Genomic DNA, 24,344 nt, shown 5'->3' with positions numbered 1-24,344 from the left:
ATCCGGGAATAAAGGGGACCACTTCGTTTCTCCAGCACGATTCCGCCTGCTCCGTTGAAGCCAGCTCACAAACCACACAAGGGAATAAAAGCTGGCTTAATCAAAAGAGGGGGGTAAGGGGAGATTTCGGAAGCATGATCCGCATGCGGAGCCCCTTCCGTTCATATTCAGTTCATAATGTAGGTTTAATCTTAGTACCGTTCACAAGCTCGGCACTGCTTGATGCAGGCCCCGGCTGGTGACCTAGAATCAAGGGAGGTATGAAGATGGAACCCATCATTCGCGTAGAACAATTGCGAAAACAATATAAAAGCAGCAAACGTCCGGCCGTGGACGGGATCAGCTTCGAGGTGGGGCGGGGCGAATTTTTCGCCTTCCTGGGCCCGAATGGGGCCGGGAAAACGACCACGATTTCGATCCTGACCACCACGCTGTCCAAAACCGAAGGCACGGTCATGATCGCCGGCTACGATGTGGAAAAGGAAGCGGCGAAGGTGCGCCGGAATGTCGGCATTATTTTTCAGAACCCGAGCCTGGACCTGGATTTGACGGCGGAAGAGAACATCCGCCTCCATGTCAGCATCTATGGCGTTTACGCCTACCGGCCGTTCTACAGCATGATGCCGAAGGAATACAAGCAGCGGATCGAGGAGCTGGCCGCCATTGTCGGCATTCACGACAATTTGTTCAAGAAGGTCAAAGGCTTCTCCGGCGGGATGAAGCGCAAGCTGGAAATCATGCGCAGCTTGATGCACAAGCCGCAAATTTTATTTTTGGATGAGCCGACGCAGGGGTTGGACGCCTCTGCCCGTCAATCGCTGTGGGCTTACCTGCAGAAGATCCGCAAGGAAGAAAACATTACGATTTTCCTGACGACACACTATTTGGAAGAGGCGGAGGAAGCCGACCGGGTATGCATGATCACACACGGCAAAGTGGCGGTGCTCGGAACGCCGGAAGAGATCAAGCACAAGCTGCTGGGTGACAAAAGTATGCTGATCGATGCCGGCGACCGGAAGGCGCTGCGGGCGGAGCTGGAGGAGCTTCAGGTTTCTTTTACCGAAGAGGAGCAGTGCTTCCGGGTCCGTTTTCAGGATAAAACGCCGCAGTCCCTCGTAGCCCGCCTGCAAACGCCATTAAGCCGGATGGAAGTGCACCAGCAGACGCTGGAGGAAGCCTATCTGAGACTGGTGCAGCAGAGTCAGAACGACGAATCGAGAAAGGGGGCGGTCTAAATGCTCATGACCAAAGCGCAAAAGGAAAGCAATGCGGTCGTGGCGATCGCCGCACGGGAAATTACGAAAGGGATCAAAAATCCGGTGCTGATGATCGTGAGCATCGTCTTTCCGATCATTTTCATCGGCATCTTCGGTGGAAGCCTGTCGCAGAACATGGCCGGCAATCTCGGCTACAATTATTTGCAGTTCATGATGATCGGCATGATCGTGAACAGCGTGTTCACGGGCCTCATCACGGGGATGAGCTCCCTGATCGAGGAAAGGAACCAGAATTTGACGCAGGAGCTGTATGTGTCCCCGATCTCCAGGTATTCCATTATCCTCGGTAAAATGATCGGTTCCAGCTTCACCAGCATCGTGGGACTGATCGGCATACTGATCGTGGCGCTTCTGATGCAAATTCCGCTGGGCGGCATGCATATTGTATGGCTGTTTCTCATTACGCCGCTGTTCTGCCTGATCGGCGGATCGCTGGGTATTTTCTTCATCGGGTTTGTCCAAGACAGTAAGACGGCGGATATCGGTTCGATGCTGCTCGTCATGCCGCAGATGTTCCTGTCGGGAGCGATGATTCCGATCCAGCATTCCACCGGCATTCTCGGCTTTCTAGCCCATATTATGCCGATGACGTACTGCATCGATTTGGCCCGGGCGGTGTTTTATTCCGGGACGCCGGTGTACTCGCAGGTCGTGCTGTACCATCCGGTGACGGATCTGCTCGTGATGGCCGGATTCTTCCTGGTCTTCACAATCGTCGGCACATTGATGTTTACGAGATCGGAACGGAATCGGTAAAATGCAGGTAGGACGCAAATGGCCCCTCCGGTTGGGGCATGGATGCACGGAAAGCATAAACGCGAACGTTCGCGTTCATTTCATATCTATTATAGAAAGGAGTGGGGCGACTTGGCTCATATACTGGTTGTCGACGATGATCCTCATATCCGGGAGCTCGTCAGCCATCTACTGAAGAATGAGGGCTATACGATAGCGGAGGCGGCGAACGGAAATGAAGCCTTGGAGGCAATGGAGTCGTTCAAGGCCGATCTGGTCATCCTCGATATTATGATGCCGGGCATGGACGGCTGGGAGCTGTGCCGTGAGTTGGATGCGGCCTATGACATTCCGCTGCTTATGCTGACGGCCAAGGGCGAGACCTCACAGAAGGTGAAAGGGTTTGAGCTCGGGACCGACGACTATCTCGTCAAACCGTTTGACCCGCTCGAGCTGACCGTCCGGGTGAAGGCGCTGCTTAAACGTTATAAAATATCGGCCTCGCAGGAAATCCAGTTTGGCGACGTGCGTCTGAACCGCAAAACGTACGAATGCTACGCAGGATCGGCTGCGCTGACGCTCCCGCTGAAGGAATTTGAGCTGCTGTTTTTGCTCGGCAGCTACCCGGGCAAGACGTTTTCCCGGGATCAAATCATTGAACATATTTGGGGCTATGACTATGAAGGTGACGAACGGACCGTCGATGTGCATATCAAGCGGCTGCGGGAACGGTTTGCCGACCAGCAGGACCGCTTTCAGATTCGTACGATCCGCGGCCTCGGCTACCGACTCGAGGTGCTGTCATGAAGGAGCGGGAGCAGGGGCCGGTTGATGCGTTCCAGGTTGACGGTACCGATGCCCGTTCCGGGAACCTGGAGCGAAGCGGGCCGGATCGTTACAGCACACAGCGGGAACGGATTCAGCGCCGCCGTCTGGATCGGGAGCAGAACGAAACGTGGCAGCACATGAATCACGCGAGGGGGACGAAGCCGGAGGACCGGCAGGAGGCCCGTCGGCTCAAGAAGGAAGAGCGGAGAAGAAAGCGGGAGGAAATTGCGAAGCGGAGAGAGGATGAGATTCGGGGCATGGACGGTGAGCCGCCGAACTTTTGGCTGCGCGTCCGGATCATCTTTTTCATGATCCTTGTGCTGTCAGCGCTCATCGTTTGCTGGACCGCCGCGTTCTATTTAACTCACGGCCTTCGCTGGCACATCTCACCCCTCGTGAGGCAGCTGCTGAATTCCGTGCTGGGATTCGTCATTTTCGGTGTTTCCATCTCGATTATTTCGCGTTTTGCGAAGCGGAGGCAGTCGGAGTTTTACCAATTGGTCATCGATGCGCTGAAGCGAATCTCCAAAGGTGATTTCAAGGTGGAAATTCCGGTGTTCGGTGAAAACGGTCATTGGGGCGGGATTGTGAAGGGGATCAACAACATGGCCGCCGACCTGAACAACCTGGAGCATATGCGCCAGGAGTTTATATCGAACGTGTCCCACGAGATTCAGTCCCCGCTGACTTCGATCAGCGGCTTTGCCCGCGTCCTGCGCGAGGAGAACCTGAGCCCCGGCCAGCGGGACCATTACTTGAACATTATTGAGGAGGAGAGCGTACGGCTCTCCCGGCTGTCGGAGAACATGCTGCGCCTGGCGTCGCTGGATTCCGACAAACATCCGTTTCACGCTGAACCCGTCCGGCTGGACAAACAGCTGCAGATGCTCGTTCTCGCCTGTGAGCCCCAGTGGCAGGGCAAGGACCTCGATATGTCCGTAGAGTTTGAACCCGTGACGATCGAGGCGGATCGGGATTTGCTCAGCCAGGTCTGGGTGAATCTGCTCCACAATGCGATTAAGTTTACGCCGGAGGGCGGAACGGTCCAGGTTTTTCTCGAGGAAAGCGGGCCGGAGGCCGTCGTTCGTGTCAGGGACTCGGGCATAGGCATTTCGGCCGAAGACCTCGAGCATATTTTTGAAAGATTCTTTAAAGCGGATAAATCAAGAACCCGCTCCGGCGGGGGAAGCGGGCTGGGACTGTCGATTATCCAGAAAATCGTGCAGATGCACGGCGGCAGCGTCTCGGTCCAAAGCGCTCAGGGAGAAGGCACGGAGATGACGGTCCGGCTGCCTAAGACAGCAGACCGAGCTGCCGGGCCGTAACGAGCGCCTGGGTTCGCGAGGATACGCCAAGCTTTTCGTACAGGCGGGATAAGTAGACCTTAATGGTCCCTTCCGACAACGCCAGCTCGGCGGCCATCTCCTTATTGCTGGCCCCTTGGCCGATCAGCCGGAGCAGCTCGGATTCGCTGCGGCTCAGCGGCTCGGCCGAGGCCGCCGGAGCTGCAACCGCAGCCGCCGTCTCCTGCATGGCCACGGGGAATAGCTCCATAAGGGCGCGGACATAATCCCCGGATACTTCCCCCGGGAGCCCGGCCACAAAGTCCTCATGGCTTCCACCGGACTCTCCGCGAATGACGACCGCCTCATATCGGCCAAGCAGCGACATCATCGGCTTGCTCTCATCCACGAAACTCCGGATATACCCGTTCTGTTCTCCCAGGAACAGGGCGGTATGAAGGTGGCGGAGGGCGGCCGTTTTTTGCCCCAGCTGTTCCTTCAGCAGCGCCTGCAGGATATGGTTCTCCACGATGCCGGAAACGAGCTGCTCGCGCTCCGATTGGGGCAGCAGATGCTCCAGAATCCGCAGCGCCTCGTTCTCCTTCCGCTGCTTGCCAAGCAGGCGCACAAGCGTCATCATTTCATACTCCCGCTGAAATGTCGGCTTGTCCTTTGCGGACAGTCCCAGCCGGGCCATCAGCTTCTTGGCGGCTGGCATCTGCCCGTCCGCAAGATGCATGCGGATTTTGAATGCCGTCAGCAGATGGACCCAGGGCGCACCCCAGCCGGCAGAAGATGAGAGCGGGGCATCCACCACTTCGTCGATGACGTCATGCGCCAGAGCGGTCCGCCCGTCCGCAATGAGCAGGCGGGCCTTCATGATCAGCATGGGGACGAGTAGTCCCGGTACGTTTAATTTTTCGGTCAGAGCTGTCATCTCCTGGAGCATTTGGCGACACTCGCCGAGACGGTTCCATTCATAATATCCTTCAACGAGCGACTGCTTTACATAAAGATGAATGAGCGACCCCTGCCAGCCATGGGCGGCGAGCACACCCATAAACAGTGTGCCGATTTTTTCCGTGTCCGCCGACAGAACTCCTTTTAACCCCAGTGCGGTCCGTCTCACAAGAGGCTCCGTTTTGTTGTAGTTAAACATATAATAAGTCGGGTCAGCCGGGAGGATCTCGTCCAGCATGGTACCGATGAAAGCAAACCAATTCGTGAAGTCACCGCTGGCGAACATCAGATTGGAACGGACGAACAGGATGCCGCTATGCAGCTGCTTCAGCCGCTCCGATTCCTTCAGCATCCGGGTCGACGCCTCCAGTAATCCGAGTCTGGCTTCAGCCTGGCCGAAGTGCCCGGTGAGCACCAGTACGAACGCGTACAGGAGCGACAGCTCCATAGACAGCTCATAGGCTGGCGGGAACCCCTCGAACCAGCGCAGCAGGACGGAAACTTCCCCGCGCTCCAGCACGGCTGGAATATGCTGCTCGAGCAGGCGGCCCACCTCGGCGTAATCTCCGGCAGCCATGGCGTGGTCTACGGCTTCGTCCAGCAATGCGCGGGACGCAAAGCCCCGGCTTGCCAGCCGGTTCAGCTGCAACCACTCATCGGGCTGATGCCGCTTGAGGTGTTCCCGGACGAATCCGGCGAATAGATGGTGGTAGCGGAACCATTCATGCTTCAGGTCCAGCGGGATGAGAAATAAATTGAACCGGCGGGCCGCGTCAAGCTTGTCCCCGCTGGCAGGGTCACCCGTGAGCAGGCTGCATATGCCTGCATCCATCCGGTCGAGAACGGCCGTCGTCAGCACGAACGATCTCAAGTCGGCAGGAAGCTGCGCAAGTACCTCCTGAAAAAGGTAATCGGCCACATCCCGGTGGTCCCCATAGAACCCTTCGATCCATCGGTCCACGTCTTCCGCCGTTCTTAAAGAGAGCGAAGCCAGCTGCAGACCGGCTGCCCATCCCTCGGTCCGTTCCGCAATCCGGTCGATCTGCCGCGGGGTCAGCCGCATGATGCCGGACTTGTGGTAAAACTGCTCGGACTCGTCCCGGGTAAACTGGAGCCTATCGGCGTCAATGACGATGCATTCCCGCTTGGAGAGCCATTTTGATGCAGGAAAAGGTACTTCCTTGCGGCTCGCGATCGTCACATGGAGGGTGGGGGGCATATAGTCGATCAGGTAAGACAAGCCGTTATGGATGCGGTCATCCTCTATCCAATGATAATCGTCCAATACGAGCTTTACAGGCTCGGACAGTCCATAAAGCTCATTTATTAACGCATCCAGGAAGGCGTCTGCCGACAGGGAAGGCAGGGCATCGGCCAGTTCCAGCATTCGCAGGGCTGCCGGGACCGGCAGGACTTCCGCCAATGCAAACGCCGCATAGCGCCAGAACCGGACCGGATCGTTGTCACGGCCGTCCAGCGCCAGCCATGCGCAGTTGACGCCTTCGCTTCGGGCCCACTGCGTCAACAGGGTGGTTTTGCCTGAGCCGGCAGGGGCGTAAATCAAGGTGAGTCTGCCATGAACTCCACCCGACAGAGATTGAAGCAGGCGTTCCCTCTCGACCAGGCCATCCTTCGGAAAGGGCAGGGTGATTTTTGTTTTTAAGATGATTGCATCGGTCCGCGTGATCATTGTATCCTCCAAATTTCCGACAAAATGGATGCCTTTTCCGTACTTTTTCTCTCATTATATAAAATAACGGCCGATCCGTTAACTTTCGTTAATCGCCAAAGGCCTGTTCTTCGGTTAAAATATGCGCAGATCGGAAAGTGAGACGATGAGCCGGTCACACCAGTTAACCAAACAACGCCATTCTCCCCACGCAGGGTCCCTGCTCCTGGCTCCTAGATCCCCCTTCCCCGCAACTCTGCCGCGAAGCTCCCCCTACAAACCGGGAACGGTCCCCCTGCCGGATTCCGGCGTTATGCAAAAACAGCCAATGCAGAGCATGCTCTGCATTGGCTGTTTTTGGTTAGGGAAGATGAATGGATTTGATATGATCCGTGTGAAGAAGGATGGTTCGGCCTCCCGCCTCGATCAGCTCTATAATATGACTGTCTACTTTTTTGAGGAGCCCGGCTTTAAGGGGAGATTCACCCAAATCGAACACGACCAGACCATTCTGGAATTTTTCAAGCTGCTGTTCCAAGTTCCGCGATAGGGCCGGTGTTCCCGGCTGCACGGGAAAATGCGAATCGCTCAAATCATAGGGGGTCATATTCGGAGGGTACGGAGACAAATATTTTACATGGTGCAGCGGGATATAGACGGTATGGTGAACAGGGGAGTAGAAAAGGAAATAATCATTCATAATGCTGGTTACATACCCATGAATCGAGCTGGCACCGCCAAGATGGATTTCCGTAAATATGCCTCTTGCATTCATCAGCATCTTGCGAAAAGAAATATGGGCATGGTCAAGAACGGGCTCTTTGTTGGCTTGAGACGAATCCTCGGCCTCCTCAATGACCTTCATGTGCTGAAGATGGTGCACCGGAGTGTAAATATATTTGTTTTCCGAGTAGAGGACCAAAATATCACTGCCGACATCAATGAGTTCACCGATGATCGGGATTTTATAGCCCGAGATCTTTAATTCTATTGTTTTTCCAAGTAGAGAACGGATGGACTCCATAGCTTGCCTCCTTTCATATGACATATTGGGTCCAGAGATAAAGGCTGGCGAGGCTGACGATTAGACCGACAGGTATCACAATGAACGTAACGCGCATATACTGCTTCCATGTGATATGAATTTTGCTGCTTCTTAACATGAACATCCATATCAAGGTAGCGAGGGTTCCGACGGGCGTCAACAGCGAACCGATGTCGCTTCCGATAATCGTTGCCATATAAGCGAGATGGACATGCTGCGGATCAAGTCCCATGCCGAGCACCGCTAAGGTTCCGATCATGACGGACGGCAGGTTATTCACGATATTGGACAACAGGGTCAGCAAAAGTCCGAATGCGGCGATCAGACTGGCTTCACCCATGCCGGCAAAAGGTTGTAATCCGTTGATTAAAGCGGCAGTTAACCCGGCGTTATCCAGGCTTTTGACGATAATATAGATGCTGAAGGCGAACAGCAGGATATGCCAGGGTGTCTTCGTGACGATGTCCTTGATCCCTGTTTTGGTCCGAAACCAGCGGACGAAAACGATGAGGGCAGCCCCGGTGATTGCGACATACTCGAGCGGTATACCCAAGCTTGCTGCTAGAAAAAAACCTGCCCGGAAGAGGACTACGATGCAGATGCTGACACGAAACAGCCACCAGTCGATTTGGGTTCGGGATTCGGTTGGCTGTTGAAGCGGGTGTATGTTAACCAATGAATAATCACGGGCGGGGTAACGGGAGATGGTAACGGGTATCTGTTTGCGGAAATAAAGGTAGAGCAGCATGGCGATCGTTGCGATCCCGATCATGGAGGGGACGAACATAATTAGGGTATAGCTGTTCAGGTCCAGGCCTACGATATTAAGCGCAATGAGATTCGCGAGGTTGCTCACGCCGATCGGTGCGCTGGATGCCGTTGCGATGAGTGCGCCGGAAAGGAGATACGGTATTTTTTGATGCGGCTTTAATTTCAGCATCGAGCAGATTTGAATAATGATGGGCGTTGTGATCAGGATGCTGCCATCGTTATTAAAGAAAATCGTCATTAGGAAGCAGAGCAGGATCACGTACCAGAACAGTTTTCGGCCGGAACCGTTTACTCGTTCAATCAGGTTGAGAGCAACCCAGCGAAAAACACCGACGCTGTCCAGCACCAAGGACATCACGATCGTAGACAGAATCGTCACAGCGGCTCCGGAAACGATGTTGAAAATGGTGATCAGGTCCGTTAAAGGGACGACCCCGGCGGCGAGCAGAATAAATGCTCCGGCGGTGGTTGAAATGGATTCGTTGATTCCGCGGGGACGCCACATTAAGAAAATGACGGTGATGGCAAATACGCCGACTGTTAACCACATTTGGTAGTCAGACATTTACTTTGACTCACCTCCCAGGGGGAGAACACTGGATACTGGCTGAATGACTGGATCTGCGGTCCGTGTAGCTTTTCCTGGACGAATCATCCAGTACAACGGGATTCCGGCAAGTAAAACTGCAATAAATACATACATGGTTTATTCCCCCCTTTGTGGATTGGATTCAACGCGAAGGGTCTATTTGGTTGAATGCAGTCATGGCTTATTTGCCGATTTTGCGCTTGCGTACCGTACGTTTAATCGTTTTGGTCTTTCTCCAGGATCTGTTAGCCCATTCCATGGCTCCTCTTGTCAGATTACCTTTGGTATGGTTACCGCGGGTTTTGTTGCCACGAGTTTGATTGCCACGAGTTTTGTTGCCACGAGTTTGGTTGCCGCGGGTTTGATTACCACGAGTTTGGTTGCCGCGAGTTTGGTTGCCTCTGGTTTGATTGCCCCGGGTTTGGTTGCCTTTGGTTTGGTTGCCTTTGGTTTGGTTGCCTTTGGTTTGGTTACCTTTACTTTGGTTGCCTTTGCTTTGATTGCCTCCAGACTGATTGCCTTTAGATTGGTTTTTATTACCGCCGCTCTTGTTCTTGTTTCCTCCACTGGTGTTCGAGCCGATTACCATAACGGATTTTACATGGAATATCGGAATACTGATGACTTCATCTTTTTTGGCTACCACCGTCAATGTGGATTGGTTCACATCCGCAACCACACCTTCGACTTTTTCGGGTCCGCCGCGATTAATCTGTACGCGTTGGTAGCGGAGCGCGTGCAGCAATCCAGCGAAGTTTCCTGCCATAATCGGGTCCACCGTCATGGCTTTTGCCCCTCCGGATTTGCCTGTGCTGCTGATGCTTTTGATATGGGTGCTGTTGACATAGACGATGCCTTCTTTTGTCGCAACGGCCAGGTAACCGTTTTGTATCCCCACCAGAACACCTACGATCGAGTCCGGCCCGCCGCGATTGATTTTCACCTCGCTCCCAATGGAGTTCATTGTGTTAAGACCTGCTAACGACATACCAATTACCCCTTCCAAGATAGTTTGGATAGTCTCATGAAGGGCTTTATTTGTCCTTCGAGTCTATCTGTAATCTATTTATATGTGTCTTGGAAAAAAGGGGACTAGCCGAAAATACTAGATTATCCAAAATCAGACCGGAGTCTATCTTTCTATGTCTGCCGAATAGTTTTTACACTAGAAAGGCGTCAGCCCTTACGTGAACTGCCGTCGCCGCATAGGTTGAACAAAGCCTAAATAGGGCAAATGATCACGCCGTGTTCAGCCCCAGTGGGCCGGGCAGGCGGTAGATCAGGCGATTCAATCTAGAAGGGCGGTTACGGCATGGGTCTGCCTGTATACCGGATCGAGTTAAAGGATTCGGCGATGAAAAAGCTGGAGAGCAACATATGGTCCGATTCTTTTGTCAGTGGAACGATGAGTATGGATGGCCGGAGGACGCCGGTTCGCATTCGTTACCGCGGGGGCCATACCCGTGAATATCCGAAAAAATCCTATGAGATTCGGACGGCCAAGGCGACGTACCACTTTAACGCGGAACACGATGATCCGTCCCTGATGAGAAACGCCCTTTCATTTCATTATTTTAATGTGCTTGGCGTCCCCAGCCCCTCGACGAAACACTGCGTGCTTTATATGAATGGAAAGAAGGAAGGGGTGTATTTAAGAATCGAGGCGGTGAAGTCCGCTTTTTTCCACAAAAGGGGGCTCCATGCACGAAGCATCATCTATGCGGTCAATGATAATGCTGACTTTGCAATGCAGGAGAAAAATGCGAAGTCGAGCAGGTTGCTGTCAGGATACGCTTTCATTAAAGGCGGCGAAACGGACAGGAACCGCCTCAGCGACTTCATCCGCAGCATTAACCGGAAAAAAGGGACCGAGCTAAGCGATTATCTTCGGCAGCGACTGGATATGGACAATTACTTGCGCTGGTTATGCGGGGCTGTGCTGACGGGAAATTACGACGGGTTCCTCCAGAACTATACGATATTCGAATCCGGCAAACGCAGTAAGTATGGAATGATCCCTTGGGATTATGAGGGAACATGGGGGAGAAACTGCTATGGTAAAGCTGTGAAATCCGACCTGGTCAGAATTAAGGGATACAACGTGCTGACTGGAAAAGTGCTGGCTTACAAGGCGAACAGACAGAAGTATAAGCGAATCCTTGAGCGGGCGCTGGAATCTACCTTTACCGTGTCCCGCCTGATGCCTGTGGTCAGGAAAATGCACAGCGCTATTGCTCAGGATATCTATGATGACCCTAAATATAAGTGGGATGTCGGTATATTTGATACGGAACCGGATGTCATCAGGGAATATATTGAAGACCGGCGCCGGGATATCAAGAATGAAATGGAGCAGCTTTGAGCGAGCCGTGGCTCCCCCGGCTACATAACACAAGCCCTGGCACGCTTACACGTACCAGGGCTTGCTTCCTAGGGAATGCCCCCGCATCAGATCATTTTCTGATGTAAATGATTTAAATAGCGCCAGCGCGTGATCCAATAATAGACGACCTGGATCGCCAGGAACGTGGCGAAGATGGCCAGCGTATGCGAAGCGACGGAGAAGTCGACCAGCTGCTGCAGGGCCAGAAAGGCGACGCTGCTGTGGATGACCGCCACCAGCATCGGCAGGAAGAACATCAGCAGCAGCTGTCTGGAGACGGTTCGCCCCAATTCCCTCCGGCTTAGGCCCACCTTGGAGATCATCCGGTACTGCTCTTCGTCCCGGGCCAGGTCGGCATAGAGCCGGAAGTAGATGAAGCTCGCAGCAAAGGTGAAGAACACGATCCCGACGAGCCCGCTGACGATCAGCAGCAGGCCGTTTAACTGCCGGGACTCGACCCAGTCGATGACGAGCGCCTGGAAGTTGTAATTCATATTTCCCGACTCATCGACGTCATTATTAATGGTGTCGCGGAGCTCCTGCGCGATACGCAGCGTGTGGTGCCAGTCCGGAACGACAAACTGCACAGAGACGATCTTGAGCAGATTGCCGGCGTTCACCTTCGCATAGTCTGCGTCGGACACGACATACACGTTGGTGGTATTGGGTACGACGATATGCGGCAGCGCTTTGAGCAGATGCAGGGTCATTTCCGAGCCTTCCTTCGTCAGGGTCAGGCTGTCCTGGGTTAATCCATCCAGCTTGAACTCGCCGGTTTGCGTGACCGTCGAGGGCGTTGCGAGTGCTTCCCCTTCACGAAGCGTCTCCTGCTCGTAACCCAGGGCCTGCGCCAGACGGTTGTAATCGTCCAGCTTGATCAGCATGAACCCGTTATCCGAATAAGTCGGGATATAAGATACTTTGCGGTAGTCAAAACCCTCTCTCCGCAACGTGTCTTCAATGAGGCGGACATGCTTCTGCTCCAACGAATTTTTATGGTCCGACTCATTGTATGAATCGTACGTGAACGCATACGGATTCTTCATCGAGGCGAGCCCGGGGTCGCCAATGGCCAGCGCGGTTCCGATCCCGGTAAAAGCGGTAGCGGAAATGACCGCAACCATGAAGAACATCACGGCATTGTCCCGCAACCGGTAGATCAGCTCGGAAATCGTCAGCAGGTTCGTCCGCTTGAGGAAGATACGAGGCCGCTTCTTCATCGCTCTCATGACGTACACGCTGAGCTGGGTGAACAGAAAGTACGTGCCGACGATGACCAGGGCCACGCCGCCAAGCAGCAGAGGGAATGAGAACATCCGGCGCAGCGCGAACAGAAACACGCAGGCGTAGCCGAGCAGAATGAGCAGGGCGGATAGGACGGACAGCAGGACCGATGCCTTCGGTTCGGGCTTGGGTTTATCCTCCGCTTTGATCAGCTCGATAAGCGTGCCCTTCCGGGTCATCACCGAGGTAAAGGAAGCGACCAGCAGGAACAGAAGCAGGTACGCCCCGGCCGTCAGCAGTATGGCTTTTCCCGGCAGGTAAAAGGGCAGCCCGTCGACGATCGCCAGCATCGAGGCGGAGATGAGCAGGATCAGCTTCGAGAACACGGCCCCGACGATGATCCCGGCGATAATAGCTGCAACACCGATTGCGATATTTTCAATAAAAAGCATCCGGTTCAGCTGTTTGCGGGACATGCCGAGCAGGAGTAGAATGCCGAATTCCTTTTTGCGCAGCTTGATAAACGAAGACGCCGAGTACAGCAGGAAAAAGAACGAGAAAATGAACACGATACATTGGGACACCCGCAGCCCCATCGTGCCGAGCATGCTCAGCGTTCCGCTGGAAGACACGATGTTTCCCTTCAGGTCGGGATGAAAGAGCAACAGGGCATAAATGAAGAAAATCATGACCGAAAAGGCGCTGCTCAGAAAATGGGCGACGTACGCCCGCTTGTTCCGGAAGACGTTATTAAAGGCGAACTGGCGAAAATTCATGTCCGTTCCCTCCCAGCAGCGACAGCACGTTGATGATCTTTTGGTAGAACGCCGCGCGGTTATCCCCGTCATGGATTTCGTTGTACAGCTGGCCGTCTTTGATAAAAATGACGCGGTGACAGTAGCTCGCCGCCACCGGATCGTGGGTGACGAGCAGCATCGTGGCCCCGTCCTCCTGATTGCGCTTCTCCAGAATTTCCATCACGTCGCGCGCCGCCTTGGAGTCCAGGTTGCCTGTCGGCTCGTCGGCCAGCAGCAGCTTGGGCCGGTGGATCAGCGCCCGCGCGATCGCGGTTCGCTGGGCCTGCCCCCCGGATATCTCGTAGGTCCGCTTATCCAGGATCGGGGTAATGCCAAGTTTCTCAGCCAGAGCGGCGACCCGCTCGTTCATTTCCTGCACGCCGACACCATCCAGCGTTAACGGCAGTATAATGTTCTCCTTCACCGTCAGCGTATGAAGCAGATTGAACGACTGAAAGACGAAGCCCAGCTCCCGGCGGCGGAACAGTGCCAGCTGATCCTGGGACAGGCGGTACGGATCCTCTCCGCCGATGCGGATTTCGCCCGAGGTCGGGCGGTCGATGGTCGACACGATGTTCAGCAGGGTCGTTTTTCCGCTGCCGGACGGTCCCATGATGCCGACAAACTCGCCTTCCTGAATCGTTAAATCGATATTGGACAGAGCCTCGTAGGAAACCATGCCTTTATAAATTTTGCCTATATTTTTGGCGGATAAAATGTCCGTCATCCGAAGCACTCCTTCTCTTCAACCCGGACACCTGCCCGCGCGCGGGAGAGCGGCGGAACCGGCGGTCCGTTCAATTTCAGACCCCACAAGATCAGTGATGGCGCATCGATGTAAAGGGATGCTTTGCGGGGTTCATCTAGGTCCAGTGTAAGCGATGGAGTCCAAATCTCCTATGGATGGACCTTTCAGCAATCTTACACGGATGTAAGCTTGCGTCACCACCTGCAGGCTTGTCTTGTCCGGACGCGCGGCAAAAAGGCGCCGGAATCAGCGATTCCGCACCTGTACCTGTGAGCGCTCAAAATGGAGACAGACCGCCGTCCCTTCCCCGGGCGCCGATTCGATGCGAATGCCGTGGCCCAGCTTGTCCGCGACCTCTTTTACGAGATACAGCCCCATACCCGTCGATTCCTTGAACCTGCGGCCGTTCTCGCCCGTGTAGAAGGGACGGAAGACCCGCCCGAGGTCCGCCTTCGGAATGCCGACGCCCCGGTCCCGGATTTCCAGTGTCAAGGAATGGTCGTCTTCAGTCCTGGCGGAAACCGTAATTTTGCTGCCGGTGCCGGCGGCATATTTGATGGCGTTGGACAGCAGCTGCTCGAGCATGAACCGCATCCATTTGGCATCGGATTGCACCATAACCCCGTCGTCCACCTGAACTTCCGGATACACATGACTGCGGATAAAATACCGCTTGAGCTCATGCACCGTTTCGTTTACGGCCTGCCGGAGCCCGACGGGCTCCACGCTGAAGTCCTGCTCGAAGGTTTCGAGACGGGACACGTACAGCACCATCTCCAGGCCGCGCCGGATGCGGTCGGTTTCCTCCGATATGCTGAGCAGACGCTCATCGTCTTCACCCTGCGTAATCATTTCGATGACGGATACCGGCGTCTTCATCTGATGCACCCACTGGTTCATGAAGGTCACGTGCTCCTGCTGCTTGCGTTCCCAGGTCTGAAGCAGGTTCTGGTAATGCCGGTACTGCGTCTCCAGCAGGTGGTTGAAGGCTTGGGACACCGGTGCGGTACCGCCTGCGGCGATCGACTCGTTCAAGGCCTCAAATGGACGGGATAAGCGCATGTACAGCAGCCGCTGGCTGAAGAAACGAAAGATGAGATATCCAGCGAAAATAAACAGGCCGAGAAAAATGCCATAGAGCGCCGTGAGCGGATGGTCGTATCCGTCAAACCAGAACACAGCTACAACGGCCAGCATTTCCAGCATCGTGAAGATCAGCAGCGGAATATGATCGCGAATGAAGAGCTTCAACGTCATGCCTCATCCTCCCATGCCATATTGAGACGGTAGCCCGAGCCGCGCACCGTTTCCAGCGCCTCTCCGATGCCCAGCTCCGCCAGCCTTTTGCGGACACGGGTAATATTCACGCTCAAGGTGTTGTCGTCCACGAACGTGTCGTCCCACAGCTTCTCGAGGATCGTTTCCCGGGAGACCAGCCGCGGACTGCGTTCCAGCAGGGTTTCGATCAGAATCGTTTCCTTCCGGGTCAGGGAGATTCGCTTGTCCCCCAGCTTCAGCTCCATCCGTTCGGGATACAGGACAAGCCCGGCTTGTTCGACCGTCCGCTCGCCGCCGGCAGCGTAATCCCCGTAGACCCGCCGGAGCTGGCTGCGGATTTTGGCCATCACGATTTCGTAGTGAAACGGCTTGGTGATATAGTCGTCGCCGCCGTTCTCCAGGGCCATGACCTGGTCCATCTTTTCGTTGCGGGCTGAAATAAAAACGATCGGGCAGGTCGACACCTGACGGATCTGCCTGCACCAGTAGTAGCCGTCGAAGCTCGGCAGGTTGACATCCAGCAGCACGATATGGGGGGAGGCCGCCGTAAACTCATCCAGCACACGGTCGAAATCGTGAATCACGATGGCCTCGTCTCCATATTTTTGGATATGGGACTGAAGCAGACCGGCGATCTTCGGATCGTCCTCGACGATCAATATTTTATACATATCCGAATTCTCCTTATGAAAGCAGTACTCGTGTTCCTATAATCGTTAACTCAGTATCATTATACACGTAAACCGCTGCGGGATTCAGGCGGCCAGGGTTCTGGACGGGAAACGGGGGACAAAAAATAAGGGTCCGGAGGTCCCGTTGAAAAAATATTTTTTCGGAGCAGATAACTTTTTGCCGGCTTCCTCCGTCAGATAATACACAGTCAATATTTTCTATATCAGGAAAAGCAAAAGGAGGCGCGTTTGTGAAAAAAATTTGGTTAACGCTATTGGCCGCCGTGATGATCTTCTCGGTCGCACTCGGCGCCAATCAGGGGCAGGCAGCAGCCGCAGCCAGTCAAATCTCGATTTATATTGACGGCCAGAAGCTGTACTCCCCTCAGGCTCCCATTATGGTGAAAGGCAGGGCCATGCTCCCGATGCGAGCCATTTTTGAGGCGCTCGACGCCACGATCGACTGGAACGCGAAGACGAAAACTGTCACCGCGAAACGGGATCAAACGACGATCGTGCTGAAGATCGGCTCCACGTCCGCGATCGTCAACAACCGGACATTGTCCCTAGATGTACCCGGCCAGATCTACAAGGGCAGCACAATGGTGCCTGTCCGGTTCGTCAGCGAGGCGCTGGGTGAAAAGGTAGACTGGAATGCTTCTAACAAGACGGTAACGATCACGACATCCGGCGGACCGGTTAATGCCGTGGCCTATGTTTCGGCCCGGGTCATTTCCAAAAACGGCGACGGACGCGACGTGGAGGTCAGCTTCCCGAAAGTTTCGCCGGAGTCCGGCGTAAGCGAATACCGGGTGCTGATGGTCAAATCGGGCAATGCTTACAATTTCAATCTTGCTCAGGCGCTTTCGACCAGCAGCTACACCTCGATCCGCCCGGACGGGGATGACGTGTCGATTACCTTGTCGTCCCAGACCCGCGACGTGAACGGCGATTTGCTCCGGTCGGGGCAGTCCTACGCGGCGTTTGTTCTGACCGTGGGCAAACGCGGAAACAGCGCCCTGTCCGGTGTATCCCAGACAATCACGCTGTCTCAGGCTCCGACCCTTCCATCCGTTGGAGCGGTTTCGAACCTCAAAGTATCCGATGCGAGTGACTACGGGGACGGCCGGGACCTGTCCGTCAGCTTTACCAAGGCCCAAACCGAGAACAATATTACGAATTACCGCATCTATGTGGTCAAAACCAAGGATAAGAACAGCTTTGACTTGGCGGCTGCGAACAAGGTGTCGTCCTCAAACTTCACGGTGGTGAACAAGGCTGGAACGACCTTGTCCGGCAATCTTTCTTCTTCGGCAAGGGATACCTCCGGCGAGCTGATCCGGAATGGGGTACCTTACACGGTGTTTGTGATGTCCGTCAGCAATACCGGCAGCTACGCGTCGCAGCTGTCCGCCGCTTCATCGTCCATTACACTGGCGGCCAATGCAGTATCTGCACCGGTTATTACCCGAGTAGATGACATCAGCAATTATGGCGACGGCCGGGATTTGCGCGTGAACTTCAATAAGGTGTCCGACGAGTCCCGCATCGGTTCTTACCGGATTTTCGTCGTGAAGGACAGCAAGGCAGGCAGCTTTAGCCTCTCGGCAGCGAACAATGTTCCGAGTGCTTATTACACGCAGGTGGGCAAAACCGGTTATAACATCAGCCAGGCGCTGTCTTCCGGAGCGCGTGACGTCGACGGATCGTTGATCGCGAACGGCGTTGTATACCGCGTGTTCGTCATGGCCGTGGGAACGGGAAGCTATTCCGGCAGCAATGCGCTGTCCTCGGCGTCTTCTTCCATCGTGCTCTACGGCAACGGTAATGTCGATGCGGCAAGCAATGTGAATGTCAGCGACATTAGCGATTACGGCGATGGACGCGATCTGCGGGTTACCTTTAACCGGGCATCCGACGAGAGCCGCATTTCCAGCTACCGGATCATGGTCGTGAAGTCGAACCAGGCAGGAAACTTCAATCTGTCCTGGGCGAACTCTGTGTCCAGCTCGAATTACACGACGGTAGACAAAACCGGATATAACATTACGAAGGTGCTGTCTTCCGGAGCAAGGGACGTGGACGGCGACTATATCCGCAATGGCACCAGCTACCGGGTGTTCGTTCTGTCGATCGGTTCCGGTGGCTACTACGGCAGCAACGCGCTGTCTTCCTATTCCCCGGCGATTACGCTGGGCACCAACGGCTACGTAGGACCGGCAAGCAACGTGAGCGTATCTGACGTTTCAGACTACGGCGACGGCCGGGATCTGCTTGTGAACTTTAAACGTGCCGACGACGAAAGATATATCGGCCAATACCGGATTCTCGTCGTGAAAAACGGGGATGCCGCACGTTTTGACCTGAATGATGCCAGTGCGGTGCGCAGCTCGAACTACACGGCAGTCACGCCGAATGGTGCCAACATTAGCAAGGCCCTCGCTTCGGGAGCGCGGGATGTGGATGGGGACGCCATCCGGAACGGTATCTCCTATCGGGTATTTATTCTATCGGTAGGAACGGGTAGCTACTCCGGAACGAACGCGCTCTCCTCGTATTCGCCATCCATCACGCTATCGGGCAATGTGAAGGTCGACCCGGCAACGAATGTGAAGGCGGCGGATATCGGCGATAACGGCGATGGACGCGATCTGCAAGTGACTTTCAATCGTGCCAAGGACGAAAGCAACATTAAAGGCTACCGGATTCTCGTTGTACAGGAATCTCAGGCGCAATTTTTTGATCTATCCGATGCTGAAAAAGTGCCAAGTTCGCTCTACACGTCCGTTAGCACGACTGGCTCTAATTTGAGTGTTGTGCTGAACACTGGAGACCGGTCCGTCGATAATAATGCCATCAAAAATGATCTCAGCTATAAAGTGTTCGTTTTGTCCGTAGGGGCGAACGGTACCAATGCGCTGTCTGAACCGTCCGCGCCGATCACGCTAACCACAAAAGCTGCAAGCCCGGCAACGGATGTTAGCGCAGCGGATGTAGGGGACAGCAACAACGGCAGCGACCTGGAGGTTTCCTTTACCAAAGCGGCGGATGAGCGCAATTTGTACGAATACCGCATTTTAGTCGTGCCTGCCGATATGGCCAAAGTACTGAAAGTGTCGGAGGCATCAGATATTAACTATTTCACGAAAGCATCGAAGGGAAGCAATTATAAGCATGCCCTAAGCTCCGATGCCAAGGATATTAATGGCGAATTTATTGCGAATGGGGTCTCCTATAGAGTTTTCGTCCTGTCGGTGATGAGTCCGGACGGCAAGGGCAATGTTCTGTCGACCCCATCCGATGAAATCAAACTGCAGTCCAACCCGACGCTGGTGACCCGCGTCACAGCCTCGGATCTAAAGGATGAAGAGGTCAAAGTTACCTTTGCGAAAGCGGCGGATGAAAGCACCATCGATTATTACAAGGTGTTCGCCGTGCCGGTTGGATCGACCACGTTCATGACGGCGAAATCCGTCAAGGAGGTACCGGACAGCTTCAAGAAAGTTGATAAGGCCAATAAAGGTTCTTACGAGACGGCTTTCCAGGCGGGCGACAAAGATATCTACGGTCAGGAGCTGGATAAGAATGCTAGCTACCTGGTATACGTCCTGTCCGTGTTGAAAGGGGACCAGGCTTCCAAAAGCGTGCTTTCTTCCGAAACAGGTTTTATGTTCGTATCAACTTTTGATGAGAAGGAGACGAAGGGTTACGCCAAAAATCAGCTGGTGAGCGATCAAGGCAGCATTTATCAAGTGTTAAAGGACTCACCGCAAGGAACGCCGGGCAACTCCGGTGACTATAAACTGCTGAAGAAGGCGGAAACCAAGGCAGCCGTCTCCAGCAAAACGAAGGGCTGATACTGGGATTGGCATTAACTTGGCGATCATCGGCCCGCAAATCGCAGCTTCTGGATCATTGATTCCAGGGGCTGTTTTTATTGCTTATGTCTAATTTCCACATGAAAAATCATCCAATTATTAGGGTATTCTTACGGGATTCTTTGCCCGTACAATAAATTTACTCATCATTGGTAACCGCTTACATAAAGTGCTATGTCTTGTAGCAAATCCTCATGTCAGTCACCATCGATTTTCTCGAAAACGCTTTCGAAAGACCAGACCATTTATGATTGAGGAGGGCAATGATGTTCAAGAAGACGTTAAGCTTGGTTCTCGCCGCTTCCATCGCGCTGCCGCTGGCCGGTGCGGGGGGCCTGGTATCCGCTGACAAGGCGAACTATGGTAAAGGACCCAAGGCACCTGACCAAACGTACAGCTGGGACCGGGTCAAGGTTGTCGGCGGAGGTTTTGTTCCGGGGATTGTCTACAACCCGAGCGAAAAGGATCTGATCTACGCACGGACGGATATCGGAGGGGCCTACCGCTGGGACCCGGCCACGAAGACCTGGAAGCAGCTGCTGGATTTTGTCAGTGCAAAAGAATGGAACATGCTTGGCGTGGATACCCTTGCGACGGATCCGGTGGAAACGAACCGTTTGTACGTAGCGGCCGGAACCTACACTAACGACTGGACCGACATGAACGGCGTGCTGCTGCGCTCTACGGATAAAGGGGAGACGTGGCAGCGCACGGAGCTTCCTTTTAAACTCGGGGGCAATATGCCGGGAAGGTCGATGGGCGAGCGGTTGGCGATCGATCCGAATAATAACCGTATCCTCTACATGGGTACCCGCAGCGGTAACGGGCTGTGGCGCAGCACCGATTATGGAGTCACCTGGAGCAAAGTCGACAGCTTCAACGCCGCCGGCAACGTGAAGGACTCAACCAACGATCTGGTCGGCGTCGTGTGGGTGACGTTTGACCCGTCAACGGGAAGCAAAGGGAAAACAACCCAAACGATTTACGTCGGAGTCGCCGATACCGAGCACAGCATCTATCGAAGCACCGACGGCGGTCAAACCTGGGAACCCGTACCGGGGCAGCCTAATCAAGGATTCCTCCCGCACCATGGCGTGCTTTCGAAGAACGGCAGCCTCTACGTGACCTACACCAAGGAAGTGGGTCCGTATAACGGCGGTGAAGGCTCGGTGTGGAAATACGATACGTTAACCGGACAGTGGACCGATATTAGCCCGACCGGTGCAGGTTCGACGGACAGTCCGTACGGCGGCCTTGCCGTCGATGCGCAGCACCCGGATACGATCATGGTCGCCACGATGAACAAATGGTGGCCGGATGAATTCATCTACCGGAGTACGGACGGCGGCAAGACGTGGAAGCCGTTCTGGACGCTGGATTACGCCAAAGACCCGGTAAGGACGAACAATTATACCATTGACTACTCCCTGTCTCCGTGGCTGGATTGGGGCGAAAAAAAGAATCTGCCTGAACAGAATCCGAAGCTCGGCTGGATGATCGGCGACCTGGAGATCGATCCGTTTAATCCGGATCGGATCATGTACGGTACGGGCGCGACGCTGTACGGGTCGGAGAACGTGACTGCCTTGGACAAAGGAGAAAACGTCAATATTTCCGTCATGGCTGACGGGATCGAAGAGACGGCGGTTCTCGGCTTGATCAGCCCGCCGAGCGGGGCCCATCTGCTGAGCGCCATGGGGGATATCGGCGGCTTCCGCCACGACGATTTGACCAAGGCACCGTCCATGATTACGAATCCGTATATCGGGACAAGCACGGATATCGACTATGCCGAACTGAACCCGGACATCGTCGTCCGCGTCGGCAACAGTGACGGGGCGAACCCGAGGATGGGCGTGTCCACGGATAACGGCAAGACATGGAAGCCGGCGGCCAACGCCTGGGCGTCGGCATCCGACGATGCCACGCAGGGCGGCTATGTCGCGGTCGGTGCAGACGGCTCTTCCATCGTCTGGAGCCCGTCCAACTCGGACGCTCCGAAGCCGGTGAGCTATTCGCGCGACCTGGGCGCCACGTGGACGGCCTCGTCCGGGGTTCCGAGCGGCGCGAGAGTAGCCTCGGACCGGGTGAATCCGAATAAGTTTTACGCGATTGCGGACGGTACGTTCTATGTCAGCCAGGACGGAGGTGCCACCTTCGCCAAGGCAGCCTCGGGCCTGCCGACCAACCTGACAAGTAACTTCAAAGCTGTACCTGGCGTGGAAGGAGACATCTGGGTGGCCGCTGCCGCGGATAACAAGAACCAGGACAGCCTTTTTGGATTATGGCATTCCACGGATTCGGGACGTACGTTTACGAAGCTGGGACAGATTCAGGAAGCGGCGGCCATCGGTTTTGGCAAAGCCGCTCCCGGCCAGAAATACATGGCGCTGTATGCCCATGCCACCATCAACAATGTGGACGGCATTTACCGCTCCGATGACGCAGGCAAGACGTGGACACGCATCAATGACGACCAGCACCAGTTCGGTTCGGCCAACGCGGCGATCACTGGGGATCCGAGGGTTTACGGCCGCGTATACTTGGCGACCAACGGCCTCGGCATTGTTCTTGGCGATATCGACGGCAGCCCGGATACGGCAGCCCCGGTCATCACGGTTGACGACAAAGGCAAACCGCAAAACAACCGGAACTACGTGCTCTCCGGCCGCGTTAACGAGGCTCTACTGGATTCCACGATCAGCGTTTCCTTAAATGGCGGAAAGCCATTTACCATAAAAGTCGTGAACGGCAAGTTCAATCATAAGCTGACCTTGGCCAGCGGGAAAAACCGGATTGTGCTAGAAGCAGCCGACCTGGCAGGGAACAAGGCAAGTCTTGAGGTTACGGTCGAGTACAACGCCAAGAAGTAATTTGAAAAAGGGCGCGCAGGGATCCATCTCAAAAGAGGGACCTGCTGCCGTCCATGCGGTGAGGACTGCCCACGATCGGCATCCTGCCTTTGTGAAGCGGTTTAAATGAGGGGCCGACCAGGGACAGCAAATCCGCTGCCCGGGCGGTCCCTTTCTTTTTCAGGAACAGATTAGCGCCGTTGATAGAAATGAATTTAACCTGTATGAAGGCGCTGTTGGGCAGGGGAACGGGGCACCGGTGTCGAAACGATTCAAACAGAATGATAAAATGAAATGATAAGCCAAACGATTGGAGTGAGAAGCCGTGGCCAGCATTAAAGATATCGCCAAAAAAGCCGGCGTATCCATATCAACGGTATCCTACGCGCTGAACGGAAGCTCGAAGGTGACGGATGAGACCTGCGCCCGGATTTTGGCCATCGCCAAAGAACTGAATTATGTACCCAATGCGGCGGCACGAAGCCTGAAGAAAAAGGAGTCGAAAATTATCGGGGCCTTTCTGCCGGATTTTAGCGGCGGTTTCTACGGAGATCTGCTTCAGGGAATGAAGGGCACGCTGATTCAAAAAGGATACGATCTGGTGGTATGCAGCGGCCCCCAGTCGCACCGGCTGCTGGCCGAGAAGCTGTTTGACGGGGCGCTGATCCTCGACCACACGTTCTCGGACGAGCAGCTGCTGAACTTTGCCGAGCTTGGGCATCGGCTGGTGGTGCTGGACCGGGAGCTGAAGCATCCGAATATCAATCACGTCCTTCTTGATAACAAAGCCGGGGCCAGCCTGGCGATGGAGTATCTGATCGACCTGGGACACCGGAAAATTTACGTGGTTACCGGTCCCGAGGGCTCTTACGACTCGAAGCAGCGTATGGCTGCGGTCAGACAAACGGTCGAACGAAGCAGCGACGTGGAGTGCATTGAAATTCCCGGTGACTTTAACCGCACGGGCGGCGAGCGGGCCGGCAAACAGATTGCCGCGGAATTCGCGGGTCCGGTGGCGGTCTTTTGCCTGAATGACGAAATGGCGATCGGCATGTATGACTATATATCCGAAACGGATTTGGAGATGGGCAAGGACATCCACATCATCGGTTTCGATAATATCGAGCTGTCCGAGTACATCCGCCCAAGGCTTGCGACGATCGATTATTCCAAGAAAAAGTGGGGTTCGCTCGCATCCGAGCAGCTGATCAAAATCATTGAAGGCAAGCCGGTCGAAAATGAGCGGATTTATGTAACCTTGGTCAAGGCGGAATCGGTTAAGCCGGTCCAATCAGTCTAATCCCGCCGGACGGCGGCCGTTGAAGTATAAAGAAAGATATTCCTGCTCATCCTGAA

General features: G+C 54.6%; 16 protein-coding genes. 8 read left to right on the top strand and 8 right to left on the bottom strand.

Going from position 1 to position 24,344, the window contains the following annotated elements:
• Positions 1-266: 266 nt before the first annotated feature.
• From ABIE48_RS30050 to ABIE48_RS30035, 4 genes are all read left to right on the top strand, one after another.
• A complete protein-coding gene (locus tag ABIE48_RS30050; protein ID WP_192716098.1) occupies positions 267-1,235 on the top strand; it encodes an ABC transporter ATP-binding protein in 969 nt (322 codons plus the stop codon).
• A complete protein-coding gene (locus ABIE48_RS30045) occupies positions 1,236-2,033 on the top strand; it encodes an ABC transporter permease (RefSeq protein ID WP_094598014.1) in 798 nt (265 codons plus the stop codon).
• A gap of 111 nt (positions 2,034-2,144) precedes the next feature.
• On the top strand, positions 2,145-2,819 hold the full coding sequence (locus ABIE48_RS30040; RefSeq protein WP_076173037.1) for a response regulator transcription factor: 675 nt from the start codon (positions 2,145-2,147) through the stop codon (positions 2,817-2,819).
• Entirely contained in the window at positions 2,816-4,165 is a 1,350-nt protein-coding gene (locus ABIE48_RS30035) for a sensor histidine kinase (protein WP_354520251.1), read from the top strand. Before ABIE48_RS30040 ends, ABIE48_RS30035 begins: the two co-directional genes overlap by 4 nt.
• Here ABIE48_RS30035 and ABIE48_RS30030 read toward each other — a convergent pair.
• The 4 genes from ABIE48_RS30030 to ABIE48_RS30015 form a co-directional block, all read right to left on the bottom strand.
• A complete protein-coding gene (locus tag ABIE48_RS30030; RefSeq protein ID WP_192716097.1) occupies positions 4,134-6,773 on the bottom strand; it encodes a winged helix-turn-helix domain-containing protein in 2,640 nt (879 codons plus the stop codon). The genes ABIE48_RS30035 and ABIE48_RS30030 overlap by 32 nt on opposite strands.
• Before the next feature lie 340 nt (positions 6,774-7,113).
• The gene (locus ABIE48_RS30025; RefSeq protein ID WP_145027181.1) at positions 7,114-7,776 is read right to left on the bottom strand and encodes a DUF2642 domain-containing protein; all 663 of its coding nucleotides are present in this window, start codon (positions 7,774-7,776) and stop codon (positions 7,114-7,116) included.
• A 13-nt stretch (positions 7,777-7,789) separates the two neighbouring features.
• Positions 7,790-9,133 carry an arsenic transporter gene (locus tag ABIE48_RS30020; RefSeq protein ID WP_145027179.1) on the bottom strand — a complete coding sequence of 448 codons (1,344 nt, stop codon included), beginning with the start codon at positions 9,131-9,133 and terminating at the stop codon, positions 7,790-7,792.
• A gap of 205 nt (positions 9,134-9,338) precedes the next feature.
• Positions 9,339-10,145 (bottom strand): hypothetical protein, encoded by an 807-nt coding sequence (locus ABIE48_RS30015; protein ID WP_192716096.1) that lies wholly within the window; start codon positions 10,143-10,145, stop codon positions 9,339-9,341.
• A 324-nt stretch (positions 10,146-10,469) separates the two neighbouring features.
• Here ABIE48_RS30015 and ABIE48_RS30010 point away from each other — a divergent pair, with 324 nt between their 5' ends.
• Positions 10,470-11,519, top strand: a complete 1,050-nt coding sequence (locus tag ABIE48_RS30010) for a CotH kinase family protein (protein WP_192716095.1) — start codon at positions 10,470-10,472, stop codon at positions 11,517-11,519.
• Between the two features lie 86 nt (positions 11,520-11,605).
• Here ABIE48_RS30010 and ABIE48_RS30005 read toward each other — a convergent pair whose 3' ends face one another.
• The 4 genes from ABIE48_RS30005 to ABIE48_RS29990 all read right to left on the bottom strand — a co-directional run bounded on the left by ABIE48_RS30005 (position 11,606) and on the right by ABIE48_RS29990 (position 16,258).
• Entirely contained in the window at positions 11,606-13,540 is a 1,935-nt protein-coding gene (locus tag ABIE48_RS30005) for an ABC transporter permease (RefSeq protein WP_192716094.1), read from the bottom strand.
• Positions 13,515-14,288, bottom strand: a complete 774-nt coding sequence (locus ABIE48_RS30000; protein ID WP_076173030.1) for an ABC transporter ATP-binding protein — start codon at positions 14,286-14,288, stop codon at positions 13,515-13,517. The genes ABIE48_RS30005 and ABIE48_RS30000 overlap by 26 nt, the downstream gene beginning before the upstream one ends.
• A gap of 267 nt (positions 14,289-14,555) precedes the next feature.
• Entirely contained in the window at positions 14,556-15,560 is a 1,005-nt protein-coding gene (locus ABIE48_RS29995) for a sensor histidine kinase (protein WP_192716202.1), read from the bottom strand.
• Between the two features lie 2 nt (positions 15,561-15,562).
• Positions 15,563-16,258 carry a response regulator transcription factor gene (locus tag ABIE48_RS29990; RefSeq protein WP_192716093.1) on the bottom strand — a complete coding sequence of 232 codons (696 nt, stop codon included), beginning with the start codon at positions 16,256-16,258 and terminating at the stop codon, positions 15,563-15,565.
• 251 nt (positions 16,259-16,509) lie between these two features.
• Between ABIE48_RS29990 and ABIE48_RS29985 the strand changes: the two genes are divergently transcribed.
• From ABIE48_RS29985 to ABIE48_RS29975, 3 genes are all read left to right on the top strand, one after another.
• Positions 16,510-20,115: a copper amine oxidase N-terminal domain-containing protein gene (locus ABIE48_RS29985; protein ID WP_192716092.1), complete on the top strand. Its 3,606-nt coding sequence runs from the start codon at positions 16,510-16,512 to the stop codon at positions 20,113-20,115.
• Between the two features lie 287 nt (positions 20,116-20,402).
• Positions 20,403-23,009 carry a xyloglucanase gene (locus ABIE48_RS29980; protein WP_192716091.1) on the top strand — a complete coding sequence of 869 codons (2,607 nt, stop codon included), beginning with the start codon at positions 20,403-20,405 and terminating at the stop codon, positions 23,007-23,009.
• Between the two features lie 304 nt (positions 23,010-23,313).
• Positions 23,314-24,288: a LacI family DNA-binding transcriptional regulator gene (locus ABIE48_RS29975; RefSeq protein WP_145027164.1), complete on the top strand. Its 975-nt coding sequence runs from the start codon at positions 23,314-23,316 to the stop codon at positions 24,286-24,288.
• Positions 24,289-24,344 lie beyond the last annotated feature (56 nt).

The organism is Paenibacillus sp. OAE614 (assembly GCF_040546645.1).
Taxonomy (GTDB): domain Bacteria; phylum Bacillota; class Bacilli; order Paenibacillales; family Paenibacillaceae; genus Paenibacillus_AQ; species Paenibacillus_AQ favisporus.
The sequence above is the reverse complement of the archived record's forward strand: the minus strand, read 5'-3'. Positions and strand labels throughout refer to the sequence as shown.

Coding starts and splice junctions, on each gene's coding strand:
- ABIE48_RS30050 (WP_192716098.1), top strand. CDS start 267: ATGGAACCCATCATTCGCGTAGAACAATTGCGAAAACAATATAAAAGC.
- ABIE48_RS30045 (WP_094598014.1), top strand. CDS start 1,236: ATGCTCATGACCAAAGCGCAAAAGGAAAGCAATGCGGTCGTGGCGATC.
- ABIE48_RS30035 (WP_354520251.1), top strand. CDS start 2,816: ATGAAGGAGCGGGAGCAGGGGCCGGTTGATGCGTTCCAGGTTGACGGT.
- ABIE48_RS30030 (WP_192716097.1), bottom strand. CDS start 6,773: ATGATCACGCGGACCGATGCAATCATCTTAAAAACAAAAATCACCCTG.
- ABIE48_RS30025 (WP_145027181.1), bottom strand. CDS start 7,776: ATGGAGTCCATCCGTTCTCTACTTGGAAAAACAATAGAATTAAAGATC.
- ABIE48_RS30020 (WP_145027179.1), bottom strand. CDS start 9,133: ATGTCTGACTACCAAATGTGGTTAACAGTCGGCGTATTTGCCATCACC.
- ABIE48_RS30015 (WP_192716096.1), bottom strand. CDS start 10,145: ATGTCGTTAGCAGGTCTTAACACAATGAACTCCATTGGGAGCGAGGTG.
- ABIE48_RS30010 (WP_192716095.1), top strand. CDS start 10,470: ATGGGTCTGCCTGTATACCGGATCGAGTTAAAGGATTCGGCGATGAAA.
- ABIE48_RS30005 (WP_192716094.1), bottom strand. CDS start 13,540: ATGAATTTTCGCCAGTTCGCCTTTAATAACGTCTTCCGGAACAAGCGG.
- ABIE48_RS30000 (WP_076173030.1), bottom strand. CDS start 14,288: ATGACGGACATTTTATCCGCCAAAAATATAGGCAAAATTTATAAAGGC.
- ABIE48_RS29990 (WP_192716093.1), bottom strand. CDS start 16,258: ATGTATAAAATATTGATCGTCGAGGACGATCCGAAGATCGCCGGTCTG.
- ABIE48_RS29980 (WP_192716091.1), top strand. CDS start 20,403: ATGTTCAAGAAGACGTTAAGCTTGGTTCTCGCCGCTTCCATCGCGCTG.